This is a genomic window from Mesorhizobium sp. WSM4806 (assembly GCF_055811635.1).
Genome location: NZ_JBVVQZ010000001.1, coordinates 471,175 through 492,075 on the forward strand (window position 1 = coordinate 471,175; position 20,901 = coordinate 492,075).

The 20,901-nt window shown below is 61.6% G+C and carries 24 protein-coding genes; 5 read left to right on the plus strand and 19 right to left on the minus strand.

The window, feature by feature from the left end:
* Positions 1 to 25: 25 nt before the first annotated feature.
* The 3 genes from AC0L2M_RS02125 to AC0L2M_RS02135 form a co-directional block, all read right to left on the minus strand.
* Positions 26 to 991, minus strand: coding sequence for a phytanoyl-CoA dioxygenase family protein (locus AC0L2M_RS02125; RefSeq protein WP_473533904.1), 966 nt, complete (start codon positions 989 to 991; stop codon positions 26 to 28).
* A gap of 256 nt (positions 992 to 1,247) precedes the next feature.
* Positions 1,248 to 2,075: an MBL fold metallo-hydrolase gene (locus AC0L2M_RS02130; RefSeq protein WP_473533905.1), complete on the minus strand. Its 828-nt coding sequence runs from the start codon at positions 2,073 to 2,075 to the stop codon at positions 1,248 to 1,250.
* Positions 2,076 to 2,267: 192 nt separating this feature from the next.
* On the minus strand, positions 2,268 to 3,203 hold the full coding sequence (locus AC0L2M_RS02135; RefSeq protein ID WP_473533906.1) for a cyclase family protein: 936 nt from the start codon (positions 3,201 to 3,203) through the stop codon (positions 2,268 to 2,270).
* A 298-nt stretch (positions 3,204 to 3,501) separates the two neighbouring features.
* Here AC0L2M_RS02135 and AC0L2M_RS02140 point away from each other — a divergent pair, with 298 nt between their 5' ends.
* Positions 3,502 to 3,744 (plus strand): type II toxin-antitoxin system Phd/YefM family antitoxin, encoded by a 243-nt coding sequence (locus tag AC0L2M_RS02140; RefSeq protein ID WP_128167706.1) that lies wholly within the window; start codon positions 3,502 to 3,504, stop codon positions 3,742 to 3,744.
* Positions 3,745 to 3,846: 102 nt separating this feature from the next.
* Here AC0L2M_RS02140 and AC0L2M_RS02145 read toward each other — a convergent pair whose 3' ends face one another.
* On the minus strand, positions 3,847 to 4,353 hold the full coding sequence (locus AC0L2M_RS02145; RefSeq protein ID WP_287072799.1) for a glycosyltransferase: 507 nt from the start codon (positions 4,351 to 4,353) through the stop codon (positions 3,847 to 3,849).
* Positions 4,354 to 4,504: 151 nt separating this feature from the next.
* Between AC0L2M_RS02145 and AC0L2M_RS02150 the strand changes: the two genes are divergently transcribed.
* The gene (locus tag AC0L2M_RS02150) at positions 4,505 to 5,659 is read left to right on the plus strand and encodes a PA0069 family radical SAM protein (RefSeq protein WP_027152303.1); all 1,155 of its coding nucleotides are present in this window, start codon (positions 4,505 to 4,507) and stop codon (positions 5,657 to 5,659) included.
* Positions 5,660 to 5,814: 155 nt separating this feature from the next.
* A complete protein-coding gene (locus tag AC0L2M_RS02155) occupies positions 5,815 to 6,510 on the plus strand; it encodes a ribonuclease HII (protein WP_473533907.1) in 696 nt (231 codons plus the stop codon).
* A 181-nt stretch (positions 6,511 to 6,691) separates the two neighbouring features.
* Here the strand turns inward: AC0L2M_RS02155 and AC0L2M_RS02160 are convergent, their stop codons facing one another.
* The 12 genes from AC0L2M_RS02160 to AC0L2M_RS02215 all read right to left on the minus strand — a co-directional run bounded on the left by AC0L2M_RS02160 (position 6,692) and on the right by AC0L2M_RS02215 (position 15,195).
* Positions 6,692 to 7,183 carry a F0F1 ATP synthase subunit B gene (locus tag AC0L2M_RS02160; RefSeq protein WP_023799395.1) on the minus strand — a complete coding sequence of 164 codons (492 nt, stop codon included), beginning with the start codon at positions 7,181 to 7,183 and terminating at the stop codon, positions 6,692 to 6,694.
* A gap of 10 nt (positions 7,184 to 7,193) precedes the next feature.
* On the minus strand, positions 7,194 to 7,793 hold the full coding sequence (locus tag AC0L2M_RS02165; protein ID WP_023799396.1) for a F0F1 ATP synthase subunit B: 600 nt from the start codon (positions 7,791 to 7,793) through the stop codon (positions 7,194 to 7,196).
* 77 nt (positions 7,794 to 7,870) lie between these two features.
* Positions 7,871 to 8,095, minus strand: a complete 225-nt coding sequence (locus tag AC0L2M_RS02170) for a F0F1 ATP synthase subunit C (RefSeq protein ID WP_023799397.1) — start codon at positions 8,093 to 8,095, stop codon at positions 7,871 to 7,873.
* 82 nt (positions 8,096 to 8,177) lie between these two features.
* Positions 8,178 to 8,936: a F0F1 ATP synthase subunit A gene (locus AC0L2M_RS02175; RefSeq protein WP_077381387.1), complete on the minus strand. Its 759-nt coding sequence runs from the start codon at positions 8,934 to 8,936 to the stop codon at positions 8,178 to 8,180.
* A gap of 70 nt (positions 8,937 to 9,006) precedes the next feature.
* On the minus strand, positions 9,007 to 9,405 hold the full coding sequence (locus AC0L2M_RS02180) for an AtpZ/AtpI family protein (protein WP_236387947.1): 399 nt from the start codon (positions 9,403 to 9,405) through the stop codon (positions 9,007 to 9,009).
* A gap of 242 nt (positions 9,406 to 9,647) precedes the next feature.
* Complete coding sequence (locus AC0L2M_RS02185; protein ID WP_473533908.1) at positions 9,648 to 10,832, minus strand: cell wall hydrolase; 1,185 nt, start codon at positions 10,830 to 10,832, stop codon at positions 9,648 to 9,650.
* Positions 10,833 to 11,116: 284 nt separating this feature from the next.
* On the minus strand, positions 11,117 to 12,004 hold the full coding sequence (locus AC0L2M_RS02190) for an SDR family NAD(P)-dependent oxidoreductase (protein WP_473533950.1): 888 nt from the start codon (positions 12,002 to 12,004) through the stop codon (positions 11,117 to 11,119).
* Positions 12,004 to 12,783, minus strand: coding sequence for a hypothetical protein (locus AC0L2M_RS02195; protein WP_473533909.1), 780 nt, complete (start codon positions 12,781 to 12,783; stop codon positions 12,004 to 12,006). Before AC0L2M_RS02195 ends, AC0L2M_RS02190 begins: the two co-directional genes overlap by 1 nt.
* Before the next feature lie 10 nt (positions 12,784 to 12,793).
* On the minus strand, positions 12,794 to 13,381 hold the full coding sequence (locus tag AC0L2M_RS02200) for a protein-S-isoprenylcysteine O-methyltransferase (protein WP_031254999.1): 588 nt from the start codon (positions 13,379 to 13,381) through the stop codon (positions 12,794 to 12,796).
* A 157-nt stretch (positions 13,382 to 13,538) separates the two neighbouring features.
* A complete protein-coding gene (locus tag AC0L2M_RS02205) occupies positions 13,539 to 14,123 on the minus strand; it encodes a hypothetical protein (RefSeq protein WP_031255001.1) in 585 nt (194 codons plus the stop codon).
* A gap of 138 nt (positions 14,124 to 14,261) precedes the next feature.
* The gene (locus AC0L2M_RS02210) at positions 14,262 to 14,399 is read right to left on the minus strand and encodes an ABC transporter (protein ID WP_084646669.1); all 138 of its coding nucleotides are present in this window, start codon (positions 14,397 to 14,399) and stop codon (positions 14,262 to 14,264) included.
* 199 nt (positions 14,400 to 14,598) lie between these two features.
* On the minus strand, positions 14,599 to 15,195 hold the full coding sequence (locus AC0L2M_RS02215; RefSeq protein ID WP_023799405.1) for a L,D-transpeptidase: 597 nt from the start codon (positions 15,193 to 15,195) through the stop codon (positions 14,599 to 14,601).
* Positions 15,196 to 15,385: 190 nt separating this feature from the next.
* On the opposite strand from AC0L2M_RS02215, the gene AC0L2M_RS02220 reads away from it, so the two are divergent.
* Positions 15,386 to 16,144, plus strand: a complete 759-nt coding sequence (locus AC0L2M_RS02220) for an SDR family NAD(P)-dependent oxidoreductase (protein WP_023799406.1) — start codon at positions 15,386 to 15,388, stop codon at positions 16,142 to 16,144.
* A gap of 39 nt (positions 16,145 to 16,183) precedes the next feature.
* Here the strand turns inward: AC0L2M_RS02220 and der are convergent, their stop codons facing one another.
* Positions 16,184 to 17,614 carry a ribosome biogenesis GTPase Der gene (gene der, locus AC0L2M_RS02225; RefSeq protein ID WP_128167715.1) on the minus strand — a complete coding sequence of 477 codons (1,431 nt, stop codon included), beginning with the start codon at positions 17,612 to 17,614 and terminating at the stop codon, positions 16,184 to 16,186.
* Between the two features lie 3 nt (positions 17,615 to 17,617).
* Positions 17,618 to 18,283, minus strand: a complete 666-nt coding sequence (locus AC0L2M_RS02230) for a tetratricopeptide repeat protein (RefSeq protein ID WP_473533910.1) — start codon at positions 18,281 to 18,283, stop codon at positions 17,618 to 17,620.
* 299 nt (positions 18,284 to 18,582) lie between these two features.
* On the opposite strand from AC0L2M_RS02230, the gene AC0L2M_RS02235 reads away from it, so the two are divergent.
* Positions 18,583 to 19,578 carry a polysaccharide deacetylase family protein gene (locus AC0L2M_RS02235; protein ID WP_473533911.1) on the plus strand — a complete coding sequence of 332 codons (996 nt, stop codon included), beginning with the start codon at positions 18,583 to 18,585 and terminating at the stop codon, positions 19,576 to 19,578.
* Positions 19,579 to 19,606: 28 nt separating this feature from the next.
* On the opposite strand, the gene sbmA is transcribed toward AC0L2M_RS02235, so the two are convergent.
* On the minus strand, positions 19,607 to 20,884 hold the full coding sequence (gene sbmA, locus AC0L2M_RS02240) for a peptide antibiotic transporter SbmA (protein ID WP_473533912.1): 1,278 nt from the start codon (positions 20,882 to 20,884) through the stop codon (positions 19,607 to 19,609).
* Positions 20,885 to 20,901 lie beyond the last annotated feature (17 nt).

The following is a 20,901-nucleotide window of genomic DNA, read 5'->3' on the forward strand; positions in this document are numbered from 1 at the left end:
TCGGGACCAGAACCAGCGCCGAAAATCACCGAATGACCGGCTCGCCGTGGAATCGCCGGCGCGAGGGCGGCGATACGCCGAAGCCGACTTCCATCATCAGCCGCGGCTTGCGCGTCGGCACGGTGCCCATGTGGAAGCCGAAGGGATCCTCGACGAAGCCCGATCCCGCCTCGCCGGTCAGCGTAATCGGACTCTGCGCGCCGTAGACATTCAGAACCTCTTCCGCGGGATGGCCGACGAGGAGCGTCAACTGGTGCTTGAGGGTGCGGCGGTTGTGGCTGCCGCGGACATAGACATGGGGGCCAGTCTCGGCATCGACCGGATTGAGATAGAAGAAGAATTTCAGCATCCGCCAATCGTCGAGATCGAAGTGGTACTTGCCAAGCGACGCCAGGTTCTTCTCGGCGTCGGAGGCGGCGCTCGTCGGAAAGCTCCACCAGACGCGCGTGGTGATCAGCTTCGCCTGGCTGCCGAGATAATGGGCGGCGATGTCGAGAAGCAGCGGATCGCGCTGCACGGTAAGCGCAGCGTTACAGTCGAGGATCCGCTCGAAAAAGTGGCCGCTGAGCAAGGGGCGGCCGAAGCGCTTCTCGGCCTCCGCGTGCTTTGCCGGCAGGAACTCCAGCCGACGGTCGAAATTACCGAAGCAAGGCGTGCGCTGCGCGAAGCTGGCGATCTCCTCGTGGATCGACTGCGGCAGCGCAAGTCCGGAAAAGAGCCCGTCCAAGCGGAGCGCGCCGACCACCGCATAACGATCGATGCCGGTGAACACCGTCTCCTGGACTTGTTGTGCCGGTCGAACCGGTTTTGCGCCACGCCAATGCAACCGCCGTGCCGGCATGGTGCGCGCCAGCATGAACATCGGCAGCCATGCCGGATTCTCGCGAAGGTCCAACAGATAGGTCGGAATCCGCACGGCAATGCGACGCAGCAGACTGCCGTTTCGAGCGATCGACTCAAGGCTTGCAGCACCGGATTTGTCAGGGGTCATCAGGATCCTCAGCTGTGAGGGCGGCGCCGACGAAACGTCGGCCGCTCACCGCTCAGGCGTTACCCAAACCCGTCCGCCCGCATCACGAATGGTAATCCCCGGTCAGGCTTTGTGCAATGCACAATAAAAGGATCTCTCGGAATCCTTCTGGCAAGCTTGACGGAGCATTAAGGCTCGTTGAGTTCGCGACAGCGCGTGATTTGAGCGAGGTGGAGTAGTGAGGCCGCGCACAGCGGATGAGGCCGCGACGAAGCGGTCAAACACCTTCGAGGATGATGATCGTCGGCCGGTCGGGCAGCGTCTTCAGTGAGACCGTCAGCGACCGGCCGGAGAGGAATTCCACCGCGAAATCGTCGCCCATCCTACCTGTGAACTCGCTGATCGGGGTCGAATGGCGATGCATCGGCAGGATCATTGATGAATAAAGCCGCGCGGTGATTTCGGTCATCCGGTCGAGCGACAGCGTCATGCCGCCGTCGATCGGCACCATAAGGATGTCGAGCCTGCCGATGGCGCCGTAATGCGCGTCCTCCAGCCGGTGGTGCAGATGGCCGAGATGGCCGATGCAGAGGCCAGCCACTTCGAAAATGAAGATGGAATTGCCGTCCTTGCCAAGATCGCCGCCATTGCGGATATCCGTCGGCACGTTGCGGATATAGACATCGTCTACGACAACGGCGTGGCGCGCCGGACCGCCGTCCGGATTCCAACCGCGCAGCACATATTCGATGCCGGGATCGACATGGTCCGAATAGTGGGTGCGGTGGGCCTTGTTCATAGTCACGACGCGCGGCAGCGGGTCAGCGCCATAGACGCCAGAAAAGTCAGTGGCGATCCTGACGCCGGCGGGCGTCTTGATGACGTAGGTCGAATGGCCGGCATAGGTGATCGTAACGTCGCCATCGACGAAAGCCTGGGCCAGCCGAGACGTCTGCGCGTTTGGCGCTGTGAAGCTGGCAAAGGTGGCCGACGGCAGCGCTTCAGCGATCGCAACGCATCTCGACGGCGGCGGCTCTTCCTGGGCCGAAGCGGCGAACGGCCAGAAAGCCACAGTCAGCAGAACAACGGCGGACAGGCGGAGCAAGGCTGTCTCCCGTGGCAGGATTGGCGCTCATGCCACGATAGCGCCAGCAATTGTGATGGCTATCATCGGGACAGTCACGTTTTCGCGAGCGCCGGAGGGCTGGTCGTCTGAACCTTTTGTCCCGACTTGCGCCACAAATCGCGTGGAATGGGACGTGCCACGGCCCTGCCGCCCCGATGATATCCTCTACTATCAGGGCGTCGGGCGGAAGACGCCGTTCTCGTCGCGCTTGAGCGGCGCGGTTTGCTGGGGAAGCGGCGCACCAGGCGCTTCGGTGACCGAGACGCCCTCCGTCCAGTCAGCGGGTGCAATCGCGATGTAACGCGCATATCCGCCCGACCCGCCGAGCGGCTTGGCGAAGCCGATTGTGACCAACGCACCGGCCTCTGGCACCTTGTCGAGATTTGCAACGCCTTCTGCCTGCGTGAAATCGTTGTGAAGCAGCCAGTGTTCGCCTTCGAGATTGGGCGTGGTGTCGGTGTCGAGCGGCTCATGACCATGAAACAGGATCTTCCGCTCCAGATGCAGGAATTTCAGTGCGTCCAAACTGACACCTGGAAACGGTTTTTGGTTGAAGCGGGCGGCATCGGACCATTTCTTGTACCAATCCGAACGCACGAAGACGACTGAACCTTCCGGTATGCGGCCGTGCTGCTTTTCCCACTCTTCGATGTCGGCGACCTGGAGGTGATAGCCTTCGTCAGTCCGCACCTTGCCGCTGATGTCGATGACGACGAGCGGCCGCACGGCATAGGTGGCCGGCAGGTCGCTGATCGTTGCGCCGAGCGGGTTCCAGTGGGAGGGCGGATCGAGCTGCGTGCCATATTGGTCCGTCGTCAACTCGTAGGCGCTCGCAACAAACCCATGCTTGTCGTAAGTGAACTCTTCGCCGGCCTTGACGTAGCCCTCGATGTCCTTCCCGGCGACAGCCGACTTGAACCTGGCGTTGGCGAAGCCCGGCCATACCGGCTGCACCGGCTCGAAGGCATGGGTCAGATCGATGTACTTGGCCGATTTGAGCGTGTTCTCATAAACCGACCAAAGCGACGATTCCTGCGCCACCACGATCGTTGGCACTGAGCAAGCGGCTGCCAGCAAGGCGATACGAACGAATTTGGATATATTCATCTGCAATCTCCCCGAAATCTCGCCGAGTATCGCGAGTTTCCCGCAGGACGACAAGCATATGCATTCTCCCACGAAAATCGCGCCAACGCGGGTTCCATCATGTCCCGCCGTCACCGCATGCAGGAGTTCGTCGGCTGTTTCAATTTGCTTCAATCGCTCCGGATAATTTCGTAAGATCAAGTCTTGACCAACACGGACCAACACGGCAAATCGCACTGCCGTCGTCTAAAATTCCCGATGCCGTTCTGTCCACACGCCGCTCGACGACGGCGCTGACGCGCGACCTCAGGAGAGAACCATGACCATCACCGTCAAGGTCGGAGAGGCCAAGACACACCTGTCAAATCTGCTGGCCAAGGTCGAAGCCGGCGAAGAAGTCATCATTTCGCGTGGCAACAATCCGATCGCGAAACTGAGCCGAATCCCCAAAATCAACGACCTGGGCGCTCTGATCGAAGAAGTCCGCGCCGCGCGGGCAAGGGCCAAGCCCCTCACGACCGAGGAGATTCTGGCGTGGAAGCATGAAGGCCATCGCTACTGATGGTCTTCGTCCTTGATGCGTCCGTTGCGGTCGCATGGCTCCTTGGGAGGAACACAAACGATGCGACCGTCCCTCGCCCGTTTACCGGGAAAGAGACGACCGTCACTTCGCCGGCGCGACCCAGATTTCCGCGTCGAGCCTCTTGGTCGCAAGGCCGCGGGCGATGGCTTCGGCGCTGCGGGCGTTTTTCGATAGAGCCGCGGCCTGACGCTTGCTGATCACCAGCCCTTCGGCCAGTGCCCGGTTTCCCGAAAACACCCGCGACAGGAACGGCACGCGGCTACCGCGCGCCCGCGAGAACCGCGCCGGCATGGTTTGCCTGGCGGTGTGGGCGACGACCTCGTCGATCCAGCCCTCCCCCAACCGCGCGCCCGGCTCCAGCAGCAGCAGCCAGTCGCCCTTGGCCTGCCTGATGCCGGCAGCGATGCCGCCGCTCGCCACATAAAGGCAGCCGGCATGTTCGGCAACGCGGTGCGTCTGGTCGGTCGAGCCGGTGTCGCAGACGATGACGTCGCGCACCACGCCCTCGACCGCGCCGCCGATCAGCGAGGCGAGCGTGCGGGCAAGTCTTTCCTCGTCATTCAGGGTCTGGATGAGAACGCTAAGCATGGTTAGCCGAATAGCGGAAAGCCGGGCACAGCGCCAGTTTTTGCGTCGCCCCATAAAAATGTTCTTGATTTGTTCCACCGAAACAAATAGGATTATTTTCATGAACAGAGCGATTCGACAGCCAGCCGACAGTCCCTGGGAGAGGGCGAAAATGGAACAGATCGTGCGTGCCGACATTGCTGCCTTCGGGGCTGGAAGAGCCGAGATGGCCAATGCAATGATCGAGCAGAGTGGCGTCCGTATCCGTCCGGAGCGCAATCGCGGCCGGTCCGCCGGCATCAACCCGTCCGGCCGGTTCGAGCCGGTCAGCCGGCATGTGTTCGACGATGGCTGGAATTCGCTTGAGGAGTTGCCGCCGTTCAAGACCGAGGTGCAGGTCGAGAAGCCGCGCACCATCGTCACCCGCAACGAATCGCCCGACATTTCCTTCGACCGCTCGATCAATCCGTATCGCGGCTGCGAACATGGCTGCGTCTATTGCTTCGCGCGGCCGACGCACAGCTTCATGGGCCTGTCGCCGGGACTGGATTTCGAATCGAAGCTGTTCGCGAAGCCGGATGCGGCGCGGCTGCTCGACAAGGAATTGTCGAAGGACGGCTACCAGCCGCGCACCATTGCCATCGGCACCAACACCGATCCCTATCAGCCGATCGAGAAGCAGTACCGGATCATGCGCGAGATCCTCGAAGTGCTGGAGGCGCGCGGCCACCCGGTCGGCATCGTCACCAAATCCGCGCTGGTGACGCGCGACATCGACATTCTGTCGCGCATGGCCGAACGCGGGCTGGCCAAGGTGGCGCTGTCGGTGACGACGCTCGACCGTATGCTGGCCAGAACGATGGAGCCGCGCGCGTCGACGCCGACCAAGCGGCTGGAGGCGATCAGGCAGCTTTCGGATGCCGGCATTCCGGCCTCGGTCATGGTCGCTCCGATCATCCCCGGCCTGACCGATCAGGAGATGGAACGAATCCTCGATTCGGCACGTGCGGCAGGAGCGCGCGAGGCCGGCTACGTCCTGCTGCGCCTGCCGCTGGAGGTCGCGCCGATCTTCAAGGATTGGCTGCTGCGTCATTATCCGGACCGCTACCGTCACGTCATGTCGCTGATCCGCTCGATGCGCGACGGCAAGGATTACGATTCGGAATGGGGCAAGCGCATGAAAGGCTCCGGCCCCTATGCCTGGCAGATCGGCCGGCGCTTCGAGATTGCCGCCAAACGGCTTGGCCTCAACGCCGAGCGGCGGTCGCTCAGGACCGACCAGTTCGTCGCCGCAGCCAAGGCAACCGAGCAACTGATGCTGCTTTGAAGACATCGTCTGCCGCCGACGCCGGCGGCAGATGAAAAAATCCCGTCCGGCCTGTCCTGTCCCCGGGCTTGCAGACGGTGCCCTCCGGGTCCGGTGCCTCACCCGACCCGGAGGGGCTTGCGGAGAATCGGAGCCGATGCGAACCTCGCCGCAACATGGCTCGCGCGCGTTCTGATTCTCCGCTTCTCTTCGAAATCGTTGAGAGACCCGATTTCTCCTTCGAGACGAAGGCGATGGCCGAAGGCCTGTGGCCGGTGGCGGGAATGGACGAGGCTGGGCGCGGCCCGCTCGCCGGACCGGTCGTCGCGGCAGCGGTAGTGCTCGATCCCGCCAACATTCCCGACGGTCTCGACGATTCCAAGCGCCTCAGCCACCTGCAGCGCGAGGCGCTGTTCCTGAAAATCCTTGGCTCCGCTCTTGCCGTGTCGATGGCCTCGGTCAGCGCGGAAGGCATCGATGGCAGCAATATTCTCAAGGCCAGCCTCGAGGCGATGCGCCGCGCCTTGGTCGGGCTCTCGGTGCAGCCAAAGCTGGCCCTGGCCGACGGCCGCGACGTGCCGCCCGGACTGCCATGCGAAGGCAGAGCGCTGATCAAGGGCGACCAGCGCTCGCAGTCGATCGCCGCCGCCTCGATCGTCGCCAAGGTGATGCGCGACCGCATGATGTGCGGTTGCGGCAGCCATCACGCGCTTTACGGTTTCGAGCTCCATATGGGCTACGCCACGGTCCGCCATCGCACCGCGATCGAGGTGCATGGACCGGTGGCGCGGCTGCACCGCGCGTCCTTCGCACCGTTCCGGCTTGGCGGCACCGAGGTGCTCGACGAAGAGATTTTTTCCGGTCTGGATTGAGGCGAGCGCCAATCTCCCCCCTTGAGGGGGGATGGCCGGCAGGCCAGAGGGGGTAGCCGCGCGTGAAGCGCCGCGCCCCTCTTTCATTCGACATTTTATCCGATAGGGCGTCGCGACGCCGAGGCGACCCCCTCTGTCGCCTTCGGCGACATCTCCCCCTCAAGGGGGGAGATTACCCGGCTTAATTCAGCCTGGACTTGACGTCCTGAAGCGAGGCCTGGAACAGGTCGGCGCCCGCCTTGGCGTCAATCTTGGCGGCGAGCAGCGTGCGGGCGGCTTCGACGGCAATATCGACGGCACTGGCGCGCACTTCGCCAATCGCCTCGCGCTCCGCCTGACCGATCTTCTGTTCGGCAAGCGCGGTGCGCCGGGTGACATAGTCCTCGGTCTTCTTGTGCGCCTCGGCAGCCAGCATGTCGGCCTCGCGCTTGGCGGCGGCGACGATGTCGGCGGCCTCCTGCTCGGCTTCCTTGCGCTTGCGCTGGTATTGGCCGAGCAGTTGCTGGGCCTCCTCGCGCAGCCGACGCGCTTCTTCAAGCTCGTTGCTGATCTTGTCGGCGCGGGCGTCGAGCGCCTTGGCGATCAGCTTAGGCACCTTGACGTAGACGGCAATGGCCAGAAAAATGACGAGGGCAACGGTGGCCCAAAGCGTCGCGAGTGATGTGGCGTCCATGATGCGCTCCTCACCGGGCCACGGATTTGACGGCTGCCGCGATCTCGGCCTTGCTGGCCTTGCCGCCGACAAGCGCCTCGACGATTGCCGAAGCCGTGTCCTCGGCGATCGTGCCGACTTCCTTCATGGCATTGGCCTTGATGGTCGAAATGCGAGCCTCGGCTTCGCCAAGCTTCTGGTCAAGCGCTGCCTCGACCTTCTTGCGGGCGGCCTCGGCTTCCGCCTTGGCGGCATCGTTGGCCTGCTGGCCGATCGCATTGGCCTTGGTCTTGGCTTCCGCCAGTTCCTGCTCATAGGCGGCAACGGCGGCATCGGCCTCGCCCTTCAGCCTGGCGGCATGGTCGAGGTCCTGGGTGATGCGGTCGTTGCGGACATCGATGATGCCGCCAACACGCGGCATCACCACCTTCTTCAGGAACAGGTAGAACAGCCCGAAGGTGATCGCCAGCCACAGAAGCTGCGACGGGAATGTCGCCGGATCGAATGGCGGGAACACGCCGTGCGCCTCGGCAGGCACACCGGTGCCGGAATGCGTATCGCCTTCCGTGCCGGTATGGCCGCCTTCGACGGCAGGCGCGGACTCTTGCGCAAAGGCAGATGTCACGAACATGGACTATCCCCTGATGTCATGCCTGCCGCCGATTTGCGGCCGGCCCTTCCAATTCCCAATGTTAGCCGAACAGGGGCTCAGCCGAACAGGGCCAAAAGCGCGATGAGCAGGGAGAAGATGCCCAGCGCTTCAGTCACGGCGAAGCCGAAGATCAGGCGGCCGAACTGGCCATCCGCGGCCGACGGGTTGCGCAATGCGCCCGCCAGATAGCTGCCGAAGATGTTGCCAAGGCCAATACCGGCGCCACCCATGCCGAGGCATGCGATGCCGGCGCCGATGAACTTTGCTGCTTCTGCTTCCATGTGTTCAACTCCTTTGGATCTAAAAATTCCGTTGCGATTTCTATCCCGGCAGCAGGGCCGGAAACTCTTGGGTCAACCCGGGTCAGTGCCCGGGATGCAGGGCGTCGTTCAGATACATGCAGGTCAGCACGGCAAAGACGTAGGCCTGCAGGAAGGCGACCAGCAGTTCCAGCGCCGTCAGCGCCACGGCCATCGCCAGCGGCAGGACCGATCCGGCAATGCCGAGCGTGCCAAGCGCGCTCAAGCTCACCACGAAGCCCGAGAACACCTTCAGCGTGATGTGGCCGGCCAGCATGTTGGCGAACAGACGAACCGAGAGGCTGACCGGGCGCGAAACGAAGGAAATCACCTCGATCAGCACCACCAGCGGCAGCAGGTAAACCGGCACGCCATGCGGCACGAACAGTTTCAGGAAACCAAGGCCATGCTTCATGAAGCCGTAGACGACGACGGTTCCGATCACCAGCGCGGCAAGGCCGAAGGTGACGATGATGTGGCTTGTGACGGTGAAGAAATATGGAAAAAGACCGAGCAGATTGGCAACGAGCACGAACATGAACAGCGAAAATACCAAGGGAAAGAACTTCATGCCTTGGGTTCCGGCTGCGTCCCTCAGCATGTTGCCGACGAATTCGTAGGCCATTTCCGAGACCGACTGAAGACGGCTGGGAACGAGGCTGCGGCTCGAGGTGCTGAGATAGAGGAACGCCGAGGCGACGGCGACGGTCGCGACCATGAAGAGCGCCGAATTGGTGAACGACAGGTCGTAGCCGCCGATCTCGATCGGAATCAGCTTGTTGATATGGAACTGGTGGATCGGATCGACCTTGTCAGCAGCCACTTTAAATCCCCATCAAAGCCGCGCGCGGCTTTAGTGTCCTGTTCACTGCGCCGGCAAGCGGCGCCTCAAGTCATTCTTTCGGATCGCGGGCTTTGTCGCCCTGTCCGAATTCCGCCATAAGTCCCGCGGAGCGCAGGACATTGAGCACGCCGGCGCCAAAACCGAGCAGCAAAAAAACGATCATACCCCATGGCGATGTCCCCGCCACACGGTCGATGATCCAGCCAAGACCAGCACCAACCACTATCCCGGCGATGAACTCGCTGGATAGCTTGAGCGCCTGGCCATATCCGGCCGCACTGCCCGCTTTCGCGTCGTCTTTCCCCTCGAGCCGGTCCGGCCGCCTTGTCGCAAGCGATGCTTCAAGTTCGCGCCGGCGGCGCTCAAGATCGTCGTCGCGGATGTCGGCTTGACGCTGTTTGCCGCGGCCGGTTTCTCCGGTTCCGTCTGGCCCATTCTTGTCGGCCATCGCAACCCCCTTGCCCGGTCAGATCGTCACCGTCCGTCCGCTCTTAAGTCGCCGGCAACATAGTTAGAGGGTCCCCGCCCGTCAAGCCACGGGCAGGACTTCAGCGTCAAGTATTTTTCCTATAGAAATCAATAGCTTGCCAGGGTGCGACATCGTGCCCGCTACCGCCGCTGGCGTGCCGCGGCCGAATCCCTGCGGCAACGGGTCTTCGATCGGCCGCGCCCGGGGCCTTGCCGGAGCGCTCAGCTCCAGCCGCCGCCATAAGTGCGATAGAAGATGTGCAGGCCGATCCTGGTCATTTTTTTCATCGTCCGCGCCCAACCCGGGTTGACGTAGTTGGCGTAGTAATGGGTCGACGATCCGACTTCCGGGATGAAGATCTTGCCGGCAGTGACCGCCATGGCGATGTCTTGCGCGGTCTTGTAGTGGGCGGGACTCTGGATGCGCTTCTTCCTGCCGTCGCAAGCGAAGGAAAACTGGCAACGGTTGAACCATTTGTCGTTCTGATAGACGACGCCGCAGATCGAGTTCGGATAGGCCGGATTGCGAACGCGATTGAGAATGACCTGGGCGACGGCGGCCTGGCCGCGCACCGATTCCCCGCGCGCCTCGAAATAGATGCCGTTGGCGAGGCAAGCCTGTTCCGGCTTCGAGAAGACGCTCGCCGGCAGCGCGGTTTGCATCCACGAATGATCGCCCTTGGCCACCGGCGGAATGAAGCGGCCATCGTTCGGCTGCTCGTCCTGAAGCAAGGCCTCGAAGGGCGAAGCCTGGGCATAGTCAGGCGCGGCCGCTGCGTAGGCGGTCGCCAGGACGTCGGGGCGGTCGTTGTTGACCAGCGAGGCCAGCATGGCCGGCACGCCGGGATCCGGCTTCTTGTCGACGCGCCTATGGAACGCGGCGGCAATCTGGATCTCCTTGCCTTTGATCTCGGGCTTGGCGAATGCCATCTTCAGCCCGCTGTCCATGCTCGGGCGAAGCAGCGAGGAGGTGCGCTCAAACACCGAGCCGGCATTGAAGTTCTTCGGCGGCGCGACCGGCGAGACGATGATGATGCGGCCCTTCTTGTCGGCGCGCATGATGCGGTCCTCGTCGGGCGTCGTGCTGGCCACGCTGCCCTTGCCGCGAAACGACACGGCGCCGATGTCGGGCAACCGGACGCCGGAACCCGAGATCGAGCCGGTGGTGTCGGAATCGAGGAAAGGCATTTCGGCGGCATGGACCGAGCCGGCGACGGATTTCTCGACATAGGCGTTCCAGCGGGCGTTCGGCGCCTTGAGACCGGAAACCAGGCTCGTCATGTCCTGGTAGGCAATGACATTGGGAAAGCCGACCCAGATGCCAAGTCCAATGACCAGAGGAGACAGAAAGGAACGTCTTTTCTCACCGGCGAAAGCGACAAGCCGCTTCAAAACACGTCGATGCACGGAACTCTCCAGAAACGCAACGGACCCCACTGGAGAGGCACGATGATGCATTAACCTTGATGGGGCGTTAACGGAGCTCGACAGCGCCAATCATTTCAAAGGCTTTTGTTGGAAACGGCTGCAACGGTCCCGTTAACCACTCCGCAGAGCGCTGTTCAGAGATGGAGGAGCCTCCTCTATGCAACCAACATGCTTAACGGCGATGCCACGAACATGCTTAACGGCCCGCCATCGGCGAGCGGTCTCTTGCTTCAATGAGGTTTTTCGGTGGCGTGCTGGTCCGGTCAGGGGATAATTCCCCGAGGGCCCCGGCGTAGCTGGATCTGGCGGGCACCGCAGCATTTCTTGAACTTCATACCTGAACCGCAAGGACATTGATCATTGCCGCCGCGTTGCAGCCGGCCGACCAAGGGCAGCAGCGCTGCGGAAGGCAGGAGCGATGCCGCAAGGGCAGCCAACTTGGCCGAGATTCCCGGCACGACGAGGCGACGACCGGATCTGAACCCTCGCCACGCACGTTCGGCCACATACTCCGCATCCACCTTGGGCAAGACGTTGAAGAGCACCGTCTGATTGGCGCCTGACCTTGCGAGAAACTCCGTCGACACCGGGCCTGGTGCCACGCATGTGACCGTCACACCGGTTCGGCGCAATTCCTGGTGAAGCGCCTCTGAGAAGAAGCGCACGAAACCTTTGCTTGCGAAGTACAGAGCCATATAAGGTCCGGGAAGGAACCCGGCCACGGAACTGAGATTGAGCACCCCGCCCCGTCGGCGCGCCACCATTGCGGGCAGAAAATGGAGGGTCAGTTCTGTGAGGGAATGTATGTTGAGATCGATGATGCCGAGTTGACCATCAACAGGCAGCGCCGTCGTCGCACCCCGGAGGCCGTAGCCGGCGCTGTTGACCAGGACATCACAGACCAGGCCGTGTGCGGACAGAAAGCCCTCCAGGAGCATTGGCGCATCGCCTGCCACGAGATCCAGCTCGAGCGTGAATACCTCGCCACCCGCCTCCCGAACCTCGGACGCCGCGGCGGCCAAACCCTCGGGCGAGCGGGCAACCAGCACAACCGCGCCGTGCTCCCGTGCAGCGACGCCCGCAATTGCCCGGCCAATTCCACCCGAGCCGCCAATCACGACGACGGCCGGCCGCAATCCACTGTGCGAAATCACGTCGCGTTCCTCCGTCTTGCAGGAGCGGAAACATCCTGACCGAGCAGCATCACTTCATTGGCGACAGTGCCGTTCAGAATCTTTTCGAATCGCTCCAGTGCTCGTGCGACGTTCGCTCCATCCATCACCCGGTGATCGTAGTGGATGCGGACATTCACCGATCCGTCGTTGCCGATCGGACCGTAGTTCAGAAGCGTGGTCAATGGTGTCAGCGGGTTGAGTGATTCCGCACCGAGACCAGAATAGACGGACAGTTGGAAGGTACCGAAGTAATTTGCCCTTTGCCGGGCGATGTTCAACCCTAGCCACATAAACAGCCACCTGACTGGCGCGGGCGCAGCTGCCATCCGCAAGGCACGCCGGAACTCCGGGACCTCGAGGATTGGCCGTGATCGAGCCGCGTGGATGGATCCCTCCAGTTGCGTGATGGAGTAGCGTTCCGGGCATTTGATGCAGCTCAGCAGAACGGCCGGCTCGCCATCATATTCGCGCTCGTGGGCAATCGAGGCCACGCTTGCCGGATACTCGTAAAGCTGCGGCCAGGGCAATTTGACATAGGCGCGCCGCAGCTCCGGCATCTCCAGGGCGAGAAGCGCATAGCCTTTCAGGAAGATCGCGGTCCACGAGGGCCTGGTCTGCTGCGCCATTCTAGCCCTTACGAGTGGGCCGAGATTCATCTGACGCTGCACCGCGACCCGTGGCACGCCGATCGAAAACCTCATCAGATCGCCAACAAGGCGCCGGGGCGCCGAAAGCTTGATGGCTCGACCTCGCATCAAACGACCTCTAATAAAGATAAGGGACTATTCGCTTGGTCCTTTCCATATAGGCACGGTATTGCGGGCCTAAAGTCTCAAGCATCATACGCTCTTCCTTGTCCACTCTCAGCAGGAAAAGGACGGCGAAACCAATCAAACCGGATATGCCCGCAACCCAGTTCGGCAGCAGAAAGAGCTGGCCGAGCCCCATAAGCAGGAACGAGGTGTACATCGGGTGACGGACCAAGGCGTATGGCCCGGCGCTGACCAGTTCGTGCCGTTCGCGAATCTCGAGCGTGATCGACCAGTTACGGCCAAGTTCCTTGTGGGACATGCGAAAAATCCACAGCGCGGAGCAGAAGATGATGGTTCCGAGCGCCACCGACCACACGCTGGCCGGATGGTCAGCCGCTGCGGGGATGCCGGTGGCGACATAGAAGCCAGGCAGGATCGCCAGGCCAAGGAGAGCCGATGCAAGCCCGACGGTGTCGGAACGCGAGCGGCCGCCAGCTACAATTCGCACGCGCCTTGCCCGGCGCTCGAAGGGATACCGGATCACATACCAGGCAACGAGGCCGATCACCCATATGATCTCGCCAAGTGAAGCTACAGAAATGGTCACTTCAGGTCACCGGAGCCTTTTCTCGATCTGGGACCACGATAAACCGTCGCAACGATGTCAGCGTCCGAATTGTCGACCGAAGACATTCAGAGCGCGCTGCTTTCGGAGTTGACCGGGCGAATGAGGCGAGAGCGGGTTTGCAAATCGCATTTCAACCGCCGTTCATCTCCCGAAGCTTGGTTATGAATTGTTGCGGCCGGAGCCAGGTACCGGGGGTCTTATACCCCATCGATCTGGCGATGTCCGCTACGAATGCGTTGCAGTTGTAGAGTGAGGCGTGCCAAAGCGGAGAGCTGGCCTGCAGCTTTCGTATGCTCGCGACGACTTTCCTATATTCGGCTTCGGTAAGTAAAACGCGCCAGCTTGCCGACCGGTAGGCATCTTCCAGGTCGCCGTCCGTCCACCCGGTCGTGGCTGGCACGGGCGCCACATGGCCGAGAACATAGACATTGGGATCATCGGACTTCGGAGCGAGCCCCGCGACTTCGGGGTTGACCATCCGTCCCGCCTGGTTCAATCGTCCAAAAATCACGTAGGAATGGCCGTAGGTAAGGGCGTACCGGGAGCGGAACTCGATGAAATGCCGTTGGGCCGCGCGCGCCGGCATCGCCGCGGTACTCAGTGCCCGTTCATTGGACACAAAAGTCGGCTGGGGTTTGTTGTCCTGCGACTGACATGACGCCGCGACAAGCGCGAGCAGGGCCACAATTGTTGAACGGCCACTTACAAGCGTCATCTCATCCAGAACTCCGAGGCAGACCTGGTGCCAGCCTATGCCCGCCAACCGCATGTACGCTGCGAATCCGGCCTTGGCCCCTGCATATCGATGGGGAAGGGCCTGGCGGCCCTTCCCCAAATCTCCGAAAGCCGGTGCTTATTTAATCACGGGCTCTTCTACGGCAACGGGTTCCGGCGGAGGAGCCTTCCCCTTTCCTTTACCGATCCCGTTCGCGCAGCCACTCAGGCTGGTAACGGCGAGGGTAGCAACCATTACAATCAACATTCTGCTCATCAAGCAATCCTTTCCCCAGGGGCGGAACAGCCTATAGAATCGCCACAAATAAAAAGATATGCAGCCCAACCAAGTTAGCTGCGATCTACACCAAAGCCTAGTGCAGAAATGACACAGTCGGCATTCGGTTGCAGCCGAAATCCTTGCGGTGACGTGCCGGCAGGGCTCACCATGCAACGGAGATCAGGCCTGCCCACCATCAAACCACCACCACCGTCGTGCCCAAAGGAGTCCGTTCGTAGAGGTCGATGATGTCGTCATTTGTCAAACGGATGCACCCGTTCGATACCGCTGTGCCTATCGTCCATGGCTCGTTTGTACCATGTATCCGGAAGTAGGTGTCGCGCCCGTTGCGATAGAGATAAAGGGCACGCGCACCAAGCGGGTTGTTTGGTCCACCAGGGACCCCGCCTGCATACTTCACCAGGCGAGGCTTGCGCCTCATCATGTTGGTGGTGGGTGTCCACGACGGCCAGTCCGCCTTGCGGGCGACGGTCGCTGTACCCTTGAACGAAAGCCCCTGCTCGCCGACGCCGACGCCGTAGCGCGTCGCCCACCCGTCGCCCTCGACGGCATAGAGAAAACGTTGCGAAGTATCGACGACGATCGTTCCAGGCGGCTCGTTTCCGTCGTACCGCACTTGCTTCCGTCGGAAACGAGGATTGAGGCCATTCCTTGGTCCGAACGCGGATGAAATCGGCTCCGTCACCTGCTGTAACGTCGACGTACACCCGGAGAGCATCAGAGCCAGACTTCCCAGCACGAGCCCCCGGCGCGCAATGTTGTGTTCTTCCATTTCTACCTGCTAGGAAACTGGTCAATCTACCGCCCTTCCTCGTCTCTACCATTGCAAGGCCTGCGGGCCAAGTCTCGCTGTGGGGTGGCAAAATGAATTCACAGGATTGACGAGCGAATTGGAGCGAAACTTCTTGCGATAACCGTCCGCCTCTGTTCGGTTAGGCCACAATGGGCATAGGACAGAGACGATGAAGCCTGACTTCCATGGTAAAGTCGCGATTGTGACCGGCGCAGGCTCCGGAATAGGAGCGGCTGTGTCACGGCAACTCGCGCAAGAAGGAGCCGAAATTGTTGTCGCCGACCTTGATGCCGAGGCCGCGCGCTGCATGGCTGCCGAAATAAGCGCGCAAGGAGGCAGGGCCCACGATTTTGCGGTCGATGTCACGGATGCGGCAGCCGTCGAAAAGCTGATCGAGTTCACTGTCCAGAAATGCGGCGGACTGGATATGGCGGTAAACAATGCCGGCATCGACGGCGTTCGAAAAGCGACGGCAGACTATCCGCTCGACAACTGGCACAGGCTGATGAACGTCAATCTGAATGGCGTTTTCTACAGCATGAAGTACGAAATCGCCGCCATGCTGGATCGAGGCGGAGGCGCCATCGTGAACATGTCCTCAATTCTCGGTTCTGTCGGCTTGCCGACTGCGTCCGCATACACGGCAGCGAAACACGGGGTCGTTGGGCTGACCAAGGTTGCTGCGATTGAATATGCGAGGATGGGCATCCGGATCAATGTCGTCGGCCCCGGCTGGATCGAAACGCCTCTTCTATCGGAGCAAGCGGAGGCATTAGCCAATACCAGGCGCATGGCAGCCCTTCAACCGATGGGCAGGCGCGGCAAACCGGAAGAGGTAGCGGCTCTTGTGTGCTTCCTGTTGTCCGATCAGGCCAGCTTTATCACTGGCAGCTACCATCTGGTCGACGGAGCTTACACCGCCCATTAGCGCGTCGTGGCTGACGCTGGCGCCCAAAAGACGCGGCGCTCAGCGGCGTTTCTTCGCCTTGCCGGCGAACGGATTTTCCGAGGTCCGCAAGGCGATGCGGATCGGCACGCCGGGCATGTCGAAGGCTTCGCGCAGGCTGTTGGAGAGGTAGCGGACATAGGATTGCGGCATCGCGTCCGGCCGCGAGCAGGACACGACGAAGCCTGGCGGCCGCGTCTTGGCCTGGGTGACATATTTGATCTTCAGCCGGCGACCGGCGACGGCAGGCGGCGGATGGTGCGCCAGGATGCCTTCCAGCCAGCGGTTGAGCTTGCCGGTCGAGACGCGGCTGTTCCACACCCTGTGCGTCTTGATGACGGCATCCATCAGCTTGTCGAGGCCGCGCCCGGTCTCGGCCGAGACCGGCACCGCCTGGATGCCGCGCGCCTGCGGCAACAGCCGCTCGGTCTTCTCGCGCAGTTCCGCCAGGAGTTCCTGGGGGTGGTCGATCATATCCCATTTGTTGAAGGCGATCACCGGCGCGCGGCCCTCGCGGATGATCAGGTCGGCGATCTGCAGATCCTGCTTCTCGAAGGGAATGGTGGCGTCGAGCACGATGATGACGATCTCGGCAAAACGGATGGCGCGCAAGCCGTCCTGCACCGACATGACTTCCAGCTTTTCGTGGATCCGGGACTTGCGGCGCATGCCGGCGGTGTCGAACAGTTTCAGGCGGCGGCCATGCCAGTCCCAGTCGACGGAGATGGAATCGCGGGTGATGCCGGCTTCCGGACCGGTCAGGAGCCGCTCCTCGCCGATCAGCGCATTGATCAGCGTCGACTTGCCGGCGTTCGGACGGCCGACGACGGCGATGCGCAGCGGTTTGGTATCGTCATAGCTCGGCTCGGCATCCGGGTCGGTGATGTCCTCGCCGATCAGCACCTCGCTGGCCGCGGCCTCCTCGTCTGCATCTTCTTCTTCGCCGAAGGCGCGCGCCTCGCCCAGTGCTGATATCACCGCATCGCGCAAATCGGGCAGGCCCTGGCCGTGTTCGGCCGAGACCGGGATCGGCTCGCCAAGGCCGAGTTCCCAGGCCTCCAGCATGCCGCCCTGGGCGCCGCGCGCCTCGGCCTTGTTGGCGACGACGACAACCGGCTTGCCGGACTTGCGCACGATCTCGGCGAAGGTCTTGTCGTCAGGCATCAGCCCGGACTTGGCATCGATGGTGAAAAAGATCAGGTCGGCTTCGCGGATGGCGATCTCGGTCTGGGCGCGCATGCGGCCCGGCAGCGTCGAAGCAGCGGCATCTTCGAAGCCGGCAGTGTCGATGACGTCGAAATGCAGATCGTAGAGTTTGGCGGCATGGACGCGACGATCGCGGGTGACGCCCGGCGTATCATCGACAAGCGCCAGCTTCCTTCCCACCAGCCTGTTAAAAAGGGTCGATTTGCCGACGTTAGGCCGGCCGATGATGGCGACTTTGAACGTCATCTGTCACGACACATTGCCCGACCCACGGATCAGCTCGGACATCAACGTGGCCCGCTCGCGCGCGTTGCGCGGGGCGCTGTCATCCGAGGCAATCTGGTCGAACAGTTTCAGTGCGTCCGTCGCCTTGCCTTCCTTCCAGGCGGCAAGGCCGAGCGCCTCGCGCGCCGTATGGCGCAGCGGATTGGTGTCGGCGGTGAGCGTCTCGACTCGGCTCGAAACATCGGCGAACGAACCGTGGTCGACGAGCAGCAGCGCTGCCCTGAGGCGCGCCATATCGCGGAGGCCCGATGGAATGTGCGCATCGGCGGCGACCTCGTCGAAATCCTTGACGGCGGCGGCGACGTCGCCCTTGTCCGCCTTGACGGTTGCCGCCCGCATGCGGGCGAGCAGCGGATAAGCGCCGTAGCCATCTTTTTCCAGCGCATCGAGGGCCGCCAGCGCTTCGTCGCTCTTGCCCTCATTGGCGAGCTTCAGCGCCTGCGAGAAGGCATCGCCCGAGCGATTGGCGCGGGTCTCGTCCCAATAGCGATAGCCGACGAAGGCGGCGGTGCCGACCACCACCAGTATCGCGAGCGCAAGCAAGGCAGGACCAAAACGGTCCCACAGCGCATGCGCCTGATCGCGACGCATCTCTTCGTTGACTTCGCGGATAAAACTGTCGTCCGACATCTCAAAACCATCCTGCCCGCCTCAGGGCGGTTTAGAGCGACGTGCGTCCATGGAAAGTACGCTCTAACACTTTGAATTTGCGCATCGTGTTTCCTGAAAAAAATCAATTCTGCACTTCAGGCCGATGCGGTAGCCCGCGTTTTAGCGAAATTTTGCCGGCATGGAAGGGGTTCGACCGGAAAATCGGCTAATCGCCGACGGCGATGTAAAAGGATGGCTGAAAAGGGCGACCGCACGCACGCCACATTTCGCCGATAGCCGGTGCGCGAACCCTCCTCAAAATCCAGATCCAGACACTGATGCCTCGTTTGTCCCGCGCTGTTGCGTTTTCGATCGCGTCGCTTGCTGCGGGGGGCGCTGCTGTCGCCGACCCGCCAGCGCCGGTAAAGCCGAAGCAGGCCGTCCTCATCTCGTTCGACAGCGCCCGCGATATTTCGCAATGGAAGCGCAGCCGGGCGCTGGCCCAGCGCACCGGCGCCCATTTCACCTACTTCGTGTCCTGCGTCTTCCTGCTCTCGCCGGAGACGCGCAAGCAATACACGGCGCCCGGCAAGACACCAGGCAAATCCAATATCGGCTTCGCCGCCTCGAAACAGGAAATCGCTGACCGGCTCGAGCAGATAAACCTTGCCGCCTCGGAAGGCCATGACATCGGCAGCCACGCTTGCGGCCATTTCGACGGCAAGGACTGGAACAAGGCCGACTGGCTGAGCGAGTTCGGTTCGTTCAAGCGCATTCTCGAAAATGCCTATTCGATCAACGCTATTACCTCCGAACCCGCAGGCTGGCGCGAAATTGCACGTAAGGCGGTTGGCTTTCGCGCACCCTATCTGTCGGCAAACAAGGCGCTCTACGAGGCGCTGCCAAGGGCGGGCTATTGGTTCGACGCGAGCGGTGTGTCGCGCGGCCCTGCCCGGCCACCAACCAGCGACGGCATCACGCGCTTCTCACTGCCGAAGATTCCGGAAGGTCCTGACACAAGGCCGGTGATCGCGATGGACTACAATCTCTATGTCAGGCATTCCGGCGGCTTCGAGCGGCCGAGCCAGGCGGACGAATTCGCCAACCGGACCCATGACGCCTTTCGCGCCGCCTTCGACGCGCAATATCAGGGCAAACGCATTCCGCTGGAACTCGGCTTCCATTTCACACTGATGAATGACGGCGCCTACTGGAAGGCGCTCGAGCGCTTTGCCGGCGAGGTCTGCACCAGGCCCGATGTCGAGTGCATCAGCTATCGCGACTATGTTTCGCGCCAACGCGCCGGGGAAAAGCAGGGGTCGGTGGGCGGCTGAGCCGAAAGCGCTCGCCGCCCCGTCACTCTCAACTTACCGGCTGATCCTCAGGGCGCAAGCCGGCTCGCTCTCGCTCCAGATACGCCTGGTCGATTTCCGGCAGCGGCGCCCCTTCAAGTGTCGCCTCGAAGGCGCGCAGGCGCTTGTAGATGGATATCAGCTCGACGATGGTCGGCCAGGAATTCACGAGATATTGGAACGAAGTGGCGACTTGTGAAAAGGCGGTGACAATTTGCTGGAAAACGCCAAATGTTATCTTGCCGATTGCCAAGGTCGGAACAAGAATAAGCGTGGCGAATACGTTGTCGACTTGAAGGTATAGATAGCGGACCATGTCGAAATAGACATAGTGTGCATAGAGAGTGAAATAGTTCTTGCGAACATTTCTGAAAAGCTCGGCCAGAGTTGGTGGCTGCGCTCGTGCCGTGTCGTCCTCGCCGAGGACAAGTTCCTTGCGCAGCGCGGCTTCAACCCGCTGATTGCGAAATTCCAACCCGGGCAGCCTGACGCCGACGACTGCCAACAAGCCGGTGCCAAACAGCGACCAGGCGATCGCCGCAATGACCAGCGGATAAGGGATTGCTCCGACGATTGGGAGCGTTGAGACATGGAGAGAAAGGGAGGCCAGCAAGGGCAGGAATGCAATCAGGGTCATGATGGAGTCGATAAAGTTCACTCCGAGCCCCTGCATTGTGCCGGAGAAGCGCATCGTGTCGTCCTGAACGCGCTGCGACGCCCCTTCGATATGGCGCAGCCTCGGCCAGTAAGCGGTAAAATAATCGTTCATCGCGGTGCGCCAGCGAAACACATAGTGCCTGACGAAAAAGACGTTCAGAACGGCGATGCTCATATAGACCAAGGCCAAGGACAGAAACTGCCATACTCCGTAGTAAAGCTCGGCAGGGGAAACGGAGCCCGGCGTGGTCAGCGCCTTCTGCACCATATCGTAAAACATGCCGCGCCAGTCATTGAGCGCCACGCTGATCTGCACGATGAAATTGGTGACGAAAATAATCAAACCAGAGCCAAGGATCGACCAGTTCTGCCAGCGATGCGGGGAATACAGCGCCCAGAAAAGGTAGAATGCGCCCATACCGGCGAAGAAATATCCGTAAAACCAGAGGAATGCCGGCGTCAGGAATCTTATCGGGCTGATGACTGGTGCTGCCTGCGGGTCGACCGGCGGCATGCCGAGCATCGTGCCAAGGTGCTCGCCGCCGAAAAACCACAGGAGGACGAGCAGAAGGCTCCAGGCGACGGCCGAAGTGAAAAACAACTTCGGCTGCGGGAAGAAGGATACGAACACTGTTAGGAAATCCTCGG

What these genes read in the sequence shown, in the direction of transcription:
- AC0L2M_RS02125 (WP_473533904.1), bottom strand. Translation starts at nt 991, where the DNA reads ATGACCCCTGACAAATCCGGTGCTGCAAGCCTTGAGTCGATCGCTCGA.
- AC0L2M_RS02135 (WP_473533906.1), bottom strand. Translation starts at nt 3,203, where the DNA reads ATGAATATATCCAAATTCGTTCGTATCGCCTTGCTGGCAGCCGCTTGC.
- AC0L2M_RS02140 (WP_128167706.1), top strand. Translation starts at nt 3,502, where the DNA reads ATGACCATCACCGTCAAGGTCGGAGAGGCCAAGACACACCTGTCAAAT.
- AC0L2M_RS02145 (WP_287072799.1), bottom strand. Translation starts at nt 4,353, where the DNA reads ATGCTTAGCGTTCTCATCCAGACCCTGAATGACGAGGAAAGACTTGCC.
- AC0L2M_RS02150 (WP_027152303.1), top strand. Translation starts at nt 4,505, where the DNA reads ATGGAACAGATCGTGCGTGCCGACATTGCTGCCTTCGGGGCTGGAAGA.
- AC0L2M_RS02155 (WP_473533907.1), top strand. Translation starts at nt 5,815, where the DNA reads ATGGCTCGCGCGCGTTCTGATTCTCCGCTTCTCTTCGAAATCGTTGAG.
- AC0L2M_RS02160 (WP_023799395.1), bottom strand. Translation starts at nt 7,183, where the DNA reads ATGGACGCCACATCACTCGCGACGCTTTGGGCCACCGTTGCCCTCGTC.
- AC0L2M_RS02165 (WP_023799396.1), bottom strand. Translation starts at nt 7,793, where the DNA reads ATGTTCGTGACATCTGCCTTTGCGCAAGAGTCCGCGCCTGCCGTCGAA.
- AC0L2M_RS02170 (WP_023799397.1), bottom strand. Translation starts at nt 8,095, where the DNA reads ATGGAAGCAGAAGCAGCAAAGTTCATCGGCGCCGGCATCGCATGCCTC.
- AC0L2M_RS02180 (WP_236387947.1), bottom strand. Translation starts at nt 9,405, where the DNA reads ATGGCCGACAAGAATGGGCCAGACGGAACCGGAGAAACCGGCCGCGGC.
- AC0L2M_RS02195 (WP_473533909.1), bottom strand. Translation starts at nt 12,783, where the DNA reads ATGCGAGGTCGAGCCATCAAGCTTTCGGCGCCCCGGCGCCTTGTTGGC.
- AC0L2M_RS02205 (WP_031255001.1), bottom strand. Translation starts at nt 14,123, where the DNA reads ATGACGCTTGTAAGTGGCCGTTCAACAATTGTGGCCCTGCTCGCGCTT.
- AC0L2M_RS02210 (WP_084646669.1), bottom strand. Translation starts at nt 14,399, where the DNA reads ATGAGCAGAATGTTGATTGTAATGGTTGCTACCCTCGCCGTTACCAGC.
- AC0L2M_RS02215 (WP_023799405.1), bottom strand. Translation starts at nt 15,195, where the DNA reads ATGGAAGAACACAACATTGCGCGCCGGGGGCTCGTGCTGGGAAGTCTG.
- AC0L2M_RS02220 (WP_023799406.1), top strand. Translation starts at nt 15,386, where the DNA reads ATGAAGCCTGACTTCCATGGTAAAGTCGCGATTGTGACCGGCGCAGGC.
- der (WP_128167715.1), bottom strand. Translation starts at nt 17,614, where the DNA reads ATGACGTTCAAAGTCGCCATCATCGGCCGGCCTAACGTCGGCAAATCG.
- AC0L2M_RS02230 (WP_473533910.1), bottom strand. Translation starts at nt 18,283, where the DNA reads ATGTCGGACGACAGTTTTATCCGCGAAGTCAACGAAGAGATGCGTCGC.
- AC0L2M_RS02235 (WP_473533911.1), top strand. Translation starts at nt 18,583, where the DNA reads ATGCCTCGTTTGTCCCGCGCTGTTGCGTTTTCGATCGCGTCGCTTGCT.